The organism is Streptomyces populi (assembly GCF_002911015.1).
In the GTDB taxonomy this organism is placed as follows: domain Bacteria; phylum Actinomycetota; class Actinomycetes; order Streptomycetales; family Streptomycetaceae; genus Streptomyces; species Streptomyces populi.
Genome location: NZ_KZ626945.1, coordinates 20,874 through 28,925, shown reverse-complemented (window position 1 = coordinate 28,925; position 8,052 = coordinate 20,874). Strand labels below are relative to the sequence as shown.

The following is an 8,052-nucleotide window of genomic DNA, read 5'->3' as shown; positions in this document are numbered from 1 at the left end:
CGTGCGCTGGGTGGCCGACCACCGCAAGCACCACAGGTTCTCCGACGCGGAGGGGGACCCGCACTCGCCGTGGCGGTACGGCGAGACGGTTCCGGCGCTGATGAAGGGCCTGTGGTGGGCACACATCGGATGGATGTTCGACGAGGAGCGGACCTCTCAGGAGAAGTACGCGCCGGATCTGGTCAAGGACCCGGTGATCCGGGCGATCTCGCGCCAGTTCATCCTCTGGACGGTCCTCTCGCTGGCCCTGCCGGCCCTGATCGGCGGTCTGGTGACGATGTCGTGGTGGGGCGCGTTCACCGGGTTCTTCTGGGGGTCACTCGTACGGGTGGCTCTGCTGCACCACGTGACCTGGTCGATCAACTCGATCTGCCACGCGGTCGGCAAGCGCCCTTTCAAGTCGCGTGACCGTTCGGGCAACGTGTGGTGGCTGGCGGTGCTCTCGTGCGGGGAGTCCTGGCACAACCTCCACCACTCCGACCCCACGTCCGCACGGCACGGCGTGGACCGCGGCCAGATCGACTCCTCGGCGCGGATCATCCGCTGGTTCGAACAGCTCGGATGGGCCTACGACGTGCGCTGGCCGTCACGCTCGCGTATCGATTCGCGCCGCAGCGACGACGGGAACGGCTCCCGACGCAAGACGGAAACCGCTGAAGCGGCATGATTGACGGCGTGGCGACCGACTCCAGCAGCACCCCGAGCACCGAAAAGCCGCGGCGCGCGCGCCGCACCCGCATGACCGGCGCCGAGCGCCGTCAGCAGCTGCTGGAGATCGGCCGCACCCTGTTCGCGGCCAAGGGCTTCGAGGGCACGTCGGTGGAGGAGATCGCGGCGAAGGCCGGCGTCTCGAAGCCGGTGGTCTACGAGCACTTCGGCGGCAAGGAGGGCCTGTACGCGGTGGTGGTGGACCGTGAGATGCGGCGGCTGCTGGACATGGTGACCGGTTCGCTGACGGCGGGCCATCCGCGGGAGCTGTGCGAGCAGGCGGCGTTCGCCCTCCTGGACTACATCGAGGAGTACACGGACGGCTTCCGCATCCTGGTCCGCGACTCCCCCATCCCGCAGTCGACGGGTTCGTTCGCGTCCCTGATCTCCGACATCGCCACCCAGGTGGAGGACATCCTGGGCCGCGAGTTCAAGAGCCGCGGCTTCGACTCGAAGCTGGCGCCGCTGTACGCCCAGGCGCTGGTCGGCATGGTCGCGCTGACGGGGCAGTGGTGGCTGGACGTCCGCAAGCCGCGCAAGGCGGAGGTGGCCGCGCACCTGGTGAACCTGGCGTGGCACGGGCTGGACGGGCTGGAGCCGAAACCGCGGTTGATAGGGCACCGCAAGGCCTGAGGAGCGGGGCTCGCTCCCGGTTCAGCCGGGGTCCGGGAGCGGCTCCAGGAATTCGAGGCGGTTGCCGACGGGGTCCTCGGAGAAGAAGCGCCGGTGACCGGGCAGGTCCTCGTCCCAGGTGACGGGGGCGCCGGTGGCGGCGATCCGGGCGGCGAAGGCGTCGATGCCGGTGACGCGCAGTCCCGGGTGGGCCTTCCTCGCGGGATGGAAGGCGGCCTCGATCCCGAGGTGCAGCTGGACGGTTCCGGCCCGGAACCAGCAGCCCCCGCGGCCGGCCAGGGTGGGCGGCTTGGGCGTCTCGGTCATGCCGAGGGCCCCGACGTAGTACGCGCGCAGCCGGTCCTCGGAGCCGGGCGGGGCGGCGAGCTGGACGTGGTCGAGCGCGGTGAGCATCAGGCCTCCTTGCGGGCCACGGCGAACAGCCGACGGAACGGCAGCACCGTCCCGTAGGGCTCGGCCGGGTAGGCCTCGCGCAGCAGGTCCCGGTAGGCGGCGACGAAGGCGTCCCTGGCCTCGGGGTCGTCCGCGAGCGCGGTCAGCACGGGCCGCAGCGCGGTCCCCTTCGTCCAGTCGAGCACGGGGTCCGGCCCGGTCAGCAGTTGCATGTACGTGGTCTCCCAGACGTCCGTGCGGCAGCCGGCGCGCTCCAGGCGGTCCAGGTAGACGAGCGGGTCGTGGACCGAGTCGGCGGGGCGGACGGTGTCGCCGAGGAGGCCCTTCCAGCGCGGGGAGGCGGCGAGTTCGCGCAGCAGGACGTGCAGCGGGGCGTCGGTGTTGTTCGGCACCTGGAAGGCGAGGGTGCCGCCGGGCGCGAGGGCGTCGAGCCAGCCGGGGAGCAGGTCCAGGTGCCCCGGCACCCACTGGAGCGCGGCGTTCGAGGTGATCAGGTCGTACGTCTCGGCGGGCACCCAGTCGGTGAGGTCGGCGTGGGCGAAGTCGAGCCGTCCGCCGCCGGCCGTGGGACCGGCGTGTTCCTCGGTCCGGGCCAGCATGTCGGCGGAGTTGTCGTAGCCGGTGATGTGCGCGGTGGGCCAGCGGTCGGCGAGCCGGGCGGTGACGTTGCCGGGGCCGCAGCCGAGGTCGGCGATGCGGGCGGGGCCGCCCGGGAGGTCACCCACCTGGGCGAGGAGGTCGGCGAAGGGGCGGGCCCGGTGCCGGGAGTGGCGCAGGTACTGGCCCGGGTCCCAGGTGGGGCTGGGGGCGGCGGTCATGGGTGGCCTCCTCGGGAGTCGACGCGGGGGGCGCGGACCGCGGAAGGAGCGCCCGCGACCGGACCGTTCGGACCTCCAGCCTCACAGGAAAACTATCTCGACGTCAAGAGACTCGCCATCGAGAAGCTCCACATCAAGAGACTTCACGTCGACACAACCACTACACTGATCGTCATGGAGGACGAGGTCGATCGGCTGGTCGCTGCGTGGCGCCGGGAGCGCCCGGACCTCGACGTGGAACCGCTCGAGGTGCTCAGCCGGGTGAGCAGGCTGGCCCGGCACCTGGACCGCGCGCGCCGGCTCGCCTTCGCCGAGCACGGCCTGGAGCCCTGGGAGTTCGACGTCCTGACCGCGCTGCGGCGCGCGGGATCCCCGTACCAGCTCTCTCCCGGGCAACTGCTGACCCAGACGCTCGTCACCTCGGGCACGATGACGAACCGCATCGACCGCCTGACCAAGAAGGGTCTGGTGGAACGCCTCCCGGACCCGAGCGACCGCAGGGGCGTGCTCGTACGCCTCACGGACGAGGGGTGCGACCGCGCCGACCAGGCACTGGCCGGTCTGCTCGACCAGGAGCGGGCGATCCTCGCCGAGCTGAGCCGGGCCCAGCGCGGCGAACTGGCGGGACTGCTACGCCAGTTGACCGCCCCGTTCGACAACATCCCCGGTTAGGTCGACGGGTCCGACCCCGGCGCGCCGGGCCAGGGCCACGGCGGCGAGGGTGGAGTGCACCCCGAGCTTGCCGAGGACGTTCTGCATGTGGGTGCGGACGGTGTGCGGCGACAGGAAGAGCCGCTCGGCCACCGCCTTGCGCCCGAGCCCGGCGACCATGCACCGCAGCACCTCGCGCTCCCGGGGCGTGAGCGACTCGACGAGCCGCTCGCTCTCGGTGCGGTGCTTGCGCGCGGCGGTGAGCTCCCGGAGCACCCCGGTGAGCAGGGCGGGCGGCAGATGGGTCTCGTCGCGCAGCACACCCCGTATGACGGTGAGCAGCCGCGACAGCGAGCAGTCCTTGGCGACCCACCCCGAGGCCCCGGCCTGTAGGGCGAGCGCGGCCCTGCGCGGTTCGTCCTTCTCGGCCAGCACGACGGTCCGTACGCCCGGCTGTCCGGAGCGCACTCCGGCGACGAGCGAGATGCCGTCCACCAGGTTGTCCTCGTTGCTCTCCTGGACGGGCACCGCCGGGCGCATGCCGGGCAGATTGCCGCCCAGGTCGGCGTCGACGAGCAGCACGTCGAAGCGGCGGCCCTCGGCCGCCGCGCGTTCGAGGCAGCGCAGCGCGGCCGGACCGCTGCCGGCGGCGGACACCTCGACGTCGGGCTCGGCCGCGAGCGCGGCGGCGAGCGACTCGGCGAAGATGCGATGGTCGTCGACGACCAGTACTCGGATGCGAACCACAAAACCCCCACTGTCGGGGGACGGTCCGTACGGGTACGGCGCCCGAGGTGATCCCGGACCCGCTTGCGACCCGGAAAGCGAGGCGCCTCCGCCGCACGGCCGCCGCCGTGCTGGAAGTGCTACCCCCACTTCGGGCGTCGTACCCGACTGTCTCGCCCCCTGATCAGCACCGGCCCCCACCGGCACCGTTCATCAGAGTACGGGCGGGGGCGGGGAGCGGAAGGCAATTTGCAGAACTGGTTGGCCAGCGCGTTTATGGTGAGCCGTATGTTTCGTATCGAGACAGGAGACGACAAGGAGCGTCGGGATCTGCTCCGCAGACGGCTGCTGGAGACGAACACGGCGGCGTCCCCGGCGCTGCGCGCGCTGCGCGGAACCCCCGCCGAGCGTGAACTTCCGCTCCACGTCTGGGCCCTGGACGAGGACGGCGGTCTGGCCGGAGGCCTGGCGGGTCACACCTGGACGGCCTGGCTGCACGTCACCTACCTGTGGGTCGACGACCGCCACCGGGGCGCGGGCCTGGGCACCCGGCTCCTGACCGAGGCCGAGCGGGCCGCCGCCGGACGCGGCTGCACCGCCGCCCGCGTCGAGACCTGGGACTTCCAGGCCCCGGACTTCTACCGCGGACACGGCTACGAGGTGGTGGCCGTGATCCCCGACTACCCGCCGGGGATCACGGAGTACACCCTGACGAAGCAGCTTTCCAACCCCTCCGGCGTAAGTTCCAGCCCCTCCGGCGTTTGAGGAGCGGGGGTCCGGGGGCAGCGCCCCCGGACACGGGACGGGTAGGGGCGGAGGGGGCGAAGAAACCCTTGGTCAGCCGATCCGCCGGGCCCCGGCCGAGGGAACGGCGGGGAACACCCGGGGTGCGGTGAAGCCCGCCGCGGCGAACGCCTCCTCGATCGCCTTGGTGATCGTGTCGACGTCGGCCGCCTCGACCAGCACGACCGCCGACCCCCCGAACCCGCCCCCCGTCATCCGCGCCCCGAGGGCCCCCGCGGAGTTCGCCGCCGAGACCGCGAGATCCAGCTCGGGACACGAGATCCGCAGATCGTCGCGCAGCGAGGCGTGACCGTCCGTCAGGACCGGCCCGATCGCGCGGACGTCACCCGCGTCCAGCAGGGACACCACCCGGTCCACCCGGTGGTCGTCGGAGACGACGTGACGGACGTAGCGGCGCACGCGTTCGTCGGACAGCCGGGCGAGGGCCGCGTCGAGGTCCTCGTACGCGACGTCGCGCAGATGGGACACGCCCAGTTGCCGGGCCCCCTCCTCGCAGCCCGCGCGCCGCTCGGCGTACGCGCCGTCGCCGAGCTCGTGCTTCACCCGGGTGTCGACGACCAGGAGTTCGAGGCCCTGGGAGGCGAGGTCGAAGGGGATCTGGCGGATGGACAGGTCACGGCAGTCGAGGTGCAGGGCGTGCCCCTCGGTGCAGCACGCCGACGCCGTCTGGTCCATGACACCGCAGGGCACGCCGACGAAGTCGTTCTCGGCGCGCTGGGCGAGCCGTGCCAGCTCGGGCCGGGTGAGCCCGAGTTCGTACAGCTCGTCGAGGGCGAGGGCGGTGACGACCTCCAGGGCCGCCGAGGAGGACAGCCCGGCGCCGGTGGGGACCGTGGAGGCCAGGTGGACGTCCGCGCCCCCGACGGCGTGGCCCGCCTCGCGCAGCGCCCACACCACGCCCGCCGGGTAGGCGGCCCAGCCGGTGTCCGACCGGGGCGTCAGTTCGTCGACGCGCAGTTCGACGACGGGCCCTTCGACGTCCGCCGAGTGCAGCCGCAGCACCCCGTCAGCCCGGCGGGACACCGCCGCGACGGCCGTGTGCGGCAGTGCGAGGGGCATCACGAACCCCTCGTTGAAGTCCGTGTACTCGCCGATCAGGTTGACCCGGCCGGGCGCCGCCCAGACGCCCTCGGGCGCGGCGCCGTACAGCTCCTCGAAGCCCTCACGTACCCCCACCTGCTCCACCCGTTACCCCTTCGCCGTGTTCTTCTGTGCGAACTCCCACGCGTCCGCGACGATCCCCGCGAGATCCGCGCGGGACGGGTTCCAGCCGAGCCGCTCCCGGGCGGTCTCGGCCGAGGCGACCAGGATCGCCGGGTCCCCGCCGCGGCGCGGTGCCACGGCCTCGGGGATCGGGTGTCCGGTCACCTGGCGCACCGTCTCGATGACCTCGCGGACGGAGAAGCCGTTGCCGTTGCCGAGGTTGCAGATCAGGTGCTCGCCGGGGGCCGCGGCCGTGAGGGCCAGCAGGTGCGCCTCGGCGAGGTCCGCGACGTGGATGTAGTCGCGGACGCAGGTGCCGTCCGGGGTCGGGTAGTCGTCGCCGTAGACGGAGATCGCGTCGCGGCGGCCCTGAGCGACCTGGAGGACCAGCGGGATGAGGTGCGACTCGGGGTCGTGCCGCTCGCCGCTCTCGCCGTAGGCGCCGGCCACGTTGAAGTACCGCAGGGAGACGGCGCCGAGCCCGTGGGCGACGGCCTCGCTGGTGATCATGTGGTCGACGGCGAGCTTGGAGGCGCCGTAGGGGTTGGTGGGCCGGGTCGGCGCGGACTCCGTGATCGGGGTGGTCTCGGGCTCGCCGTAGGTCGCGGCGGTGGAGGAGAAGACCAGGGTGCGCACTCCGGCGTCGCGCATCGCGGCGAGCAGTGCCATGGTGCCGCCGACGTTGTTGTCCCAGTACTTCTCGGGCTTCACCACGGACTCGCCGACCTGTGAGAACGCGGCGAAGTGCAGGACGGCGTCGTACGAGGAGTCCAGCCATTTGGCGGCGTCGCGGATGTCGCCCTCGACGAACGCGGCGCCGGCGGGCACGCCCTCGCGGAAGCCGGTCGAGAGGTTGTCGAGGACGGTGACCTCGTGGCCCGCCTCGATCAGGTGGCGTGCGACCACGCTGCCCACATAGCCGGCCCCACCCGTGACCAGGTACTTCCCACTCATGAACTCGCTACCTCTCGCAGTCGCTGAGCCGCGGTCTCCGGCGGCACGTCGTTGATGAACACGTTCATGCCGGACTCGGAACCCGCGAGAAACTTCAGCTTGCCGGAAGTGCGGCGAATGGTGAAAAGCTCGAGGTGGAGCGCGAAGTCGTCCCGGTTGACGCCCTCGAACTCCTCCAGCGGGCCGAAGGGAGCCTGGTGCCACGCCGCGATGTACGGCGTCGGCGGCTCCCCGGCCCCGTCCTCTCCACCGTCCGGTGTGCCGAAGATCCGGTCGAAGCGCCTCAAGAGTTCCAGATAGACCTGGGGGAATTCTGTGCGCGCGTCCTCGTCGAGGCCGAGCAGGTCGGGCACCCGGCGGCGCGGGTAGAGGTGGACCTCGTACGGCCAGTGGGCGGCGTACGGGACGAAGGCGACCCAGTGGTCGCTCGACAGGACGACCCGCGACCCGTCCGCGATCTCCCGCGCGAGGACCTCGTCGAACAGGTTCTCCCCGCCGGTCGCCTCCTTGCGCGCGGCGAGCGAGCGCAGCATCAGCGCGGTACGCGGGGTGACGAAGGGGTAGCCGTAGATCTGTCCGTGCGGGTGACCGAGCGTCACGCCGATCTCGGCGCCACGGTTCTCGAAGCAGAAGACCTGCCGGACGGAGGGCAGATGCGACAGTTCGGCGGTGCGGTCCGTCCACGCCTCCAGGACGAGGGCCGCCTGTTCCTCCGTCAGGTCCGCGAAGGACGCGTCGTGGTCGGAGGTGAAGCAGACGACCTCGCAGCGGCCGGAGTCGCCGGCGAGCGAGGGGAAGCGGTTCTCGAACACCACGACGTCGTAGGAGGACTCGGGGATCTCGCTCAGCCGGTCGCCCGAGGACGGGCACAGCGGGCACTCGTCCGCCGGGGGGTGGTAGGTGCGCCCCTGGCGGTGCGAGGCGATCGCGACCGAGTCGCCGAGCAGCGGGTCGCGGCGGACCTCCGAGGTGGTGACGGTCGGGTCGAGCGGGCGCCGGTCCACCGCGTCGCGCACCTGGTCGTCGCCCGCGTCGTAGTAGATGAGCTCACGACCGTCGGCGAGCCGGGTCGAGGTCTTCTTCACAGTCGGACTCCCCATCGACACCCGATCAAACCTTCAAACAGAACCGAACACAACAAACCACAAGCCACCACCGCAGT

At 71.8% G+C, this 8,052-nt stretch carries 10 protein-coding genes; 4 read left to right on the top strand and 6 right to left on the bottom strand.

The features are described from left to right. On the top strand, window positions 1-667 hold a 667-nt coding region (locus tag CW362_RS34530), incomplete at its 5' end, for an acyl-CoA desaturase (RefSeq protein WP_103553558.1). Next, window positions 664-1,341 (top strand): TetR/AcrR family transcriptional regulator, encoded by a 678-nt coding sequence (locus CW362_RS34525; protein WP_037628161.1) that lies wholly within the window; start codon window positions 664-666, stop codon window positions 1,339-1,341. The genes CW362_RS34530 and CW362_RS34525, both read left to right, overlap by 4 nt. A 21-nt stretch (window positions 1,342-1,362) precedes the next feature. Here CW362_RS34525 and CW362_RS34520 read toward each other — a convergent pair whose 3' ends face one another. Both CW362_RS34520 and CW362_RS34515 read right to left on the bottom strand, forming a co-directional pair. Beyond that, window positions 1,363-1,734 carry a VOC family protein gene (locus CW362_RS34520; RefSeq protein WP_103553557.1) on the bottom strand — a complete coding sequence of 124 codons (372 nt, stop codon included), beginning with the start codon at window positions 1,732-1,734 and terminating at the stop codon, window positions 1,363-1,365. Further along, window positions 1,734-2,552, bottom strand: a complete 819-nt coding sequence (locus tag CW362_RS34515) for a trans-aconitate 2-methyltransferase (protein ID WP_103553556.1) — start codon at window positions 2,550-2,552, stop codon at window positions 1,734-1,736. The genes CW362_RS34520 and CW362_RS34515 overlap by 1 nt, the downstream gene beginning before the upstream one ends. Before the next feature lie 174 nt (window positions 2,553-2,726). Between CW362_RS34515 and CW362_RS34510 the strand changes: the two genes are divergently transcribed. Continuing rightward, window positions 2,727-3,224, top strand: coding sequence for a MarR family winged helix-turn-helix transcriptional regulator (locus tag CW362_RS34510; RefSeq protein ID WP_103553555.1), 498 nt, complete (start codon window positions 2,727-2,729; stop codon window positions 3,222-3,224). Here the strand turns inward: CW362_RS34510 and CW362_RS34505 are convergent. Then, window positions 3,183-3,950, bottom strand: a complete 768-nt coding sequence (locus tag CW362_RS34505) for a LuxR C-terminal-related transcriptional regulator (RefSeq protein WP_103553554.1) — start codon at window positions 3,948-3,950, stop codon at window positions 3,183-3,185. The two genes, CW362_RS34510 and CW362_RS34505, sit on opposite strands and share 42 nt — an antisense overlap. 255 nt (window positions 3,951-4,205) lie before the next feature. On the opposite strand from CW362_RS34505, the gene CW362_RS34500 reads away from it, so the two are divergent. After that, entirely contained in the window at window positions 4,206-4,694 is a 489-nt protein-coding gene (locus CW362_RS34500) for a GNAT family N-acetyltransferase (protein WP_103553553.1), read from the top strand. A gap of 72 nt (window positions 4,695-4,766) precedes the next feature. On the opposite strand, the gene galK is transcribed toward CW362_RS34500, so the two are convergent. Genes galK through galT form a run of 3 tightly spaced genes read right to left on the bottom strand, consistent with a single transcriptional unit; the run spans window position 4,767 to window position 7,975 of the window. After that, window positions 4,767-5,909 carry a galactokinase gene (galK, locus tag CW362_RS34495; RefSeq protein ID WP_103553561.1) on the bottom strand — a complete coding sequence of 381 codons (1,143 nt, stop codon included), beginning with the start codon at window positions 5,907-5,909 and terminating at the stop codon, window positions 4,767-4,769. 12 nt (window positions 5,910-5,921) lie between these two features. Continuing rightward, window positions 5,922-6,890 (bottom strand): UDP-glucose 4-epimerase GalE, encoded by a 969-nt coding sequence (gene galE / locus CW362_RS34490; RefSeq protein ID WP_103553552.1) that lies wholly within the window; start codon window positions 6,888-6,890, stop codon window positions 5,922-5,924. Beyond that, on the bottom strand, window positions 6,887-7,975 hold the full coding sequence (gene galT, locus CW362_RS34485; protein ID WP_103553551.1) for a galactose-1-phosphate uridylyltransferase: 1,089 nt from the start codon (window positions 7,973-7,975) through the stop codon (window positions 6,887-6,889). Before galT ends, galE begins: the two co-directional genes overlap by 4 nt. Window positions 7,976-8,052: the final 77 nt, after the last annotated feature.

Bases quoted from the DNA above. Each gene is read 5' to 3' on its own strand.
- CW362_RS34525 (WP_037628161.1), top strand. From the start codon at position 664: ATGATTGACGGCGTGGCGACCGACTCCAGCAGCACCCCGAGCACCGAA.
- CW362_RS34520 (WP_103553557.1), bottom strand. From the start codon at position 1,734: ATGCTCACCGCGCTCGACCACGTCCAGCTCGCCGCCCCGCCCGGCTCC.
- CW362_RS34515 (WP_103553556.1), bottom strand. From the start codon at position 2,552: ATGACCGCCGCCCCCAGCCCCACCTGGGACCCGGGCCAGTACCTGCGC.
- CW362_RS34510 (WP_103553555.1), top strand. From the start codon at position 2,727: ATGGAGGACGAGGTCGATCGGCTGGTCGCTGCGTGGCGCCGGGAGCGC.
- CW362_RS34500 (WP_103553553.1), top strand. From the start codon at position 4,206: ATGGTGAGCCGTATGTTTCGTATCGAGACAGGAGACGACAAGGAGCGT.
- galE (WP_103553552.1), bottom strand. From the start codon at position 6,890: ATGAGTGGGAAGTACCTGGTCACGGGTGGGGCCGGCTATGTGGGCAGC.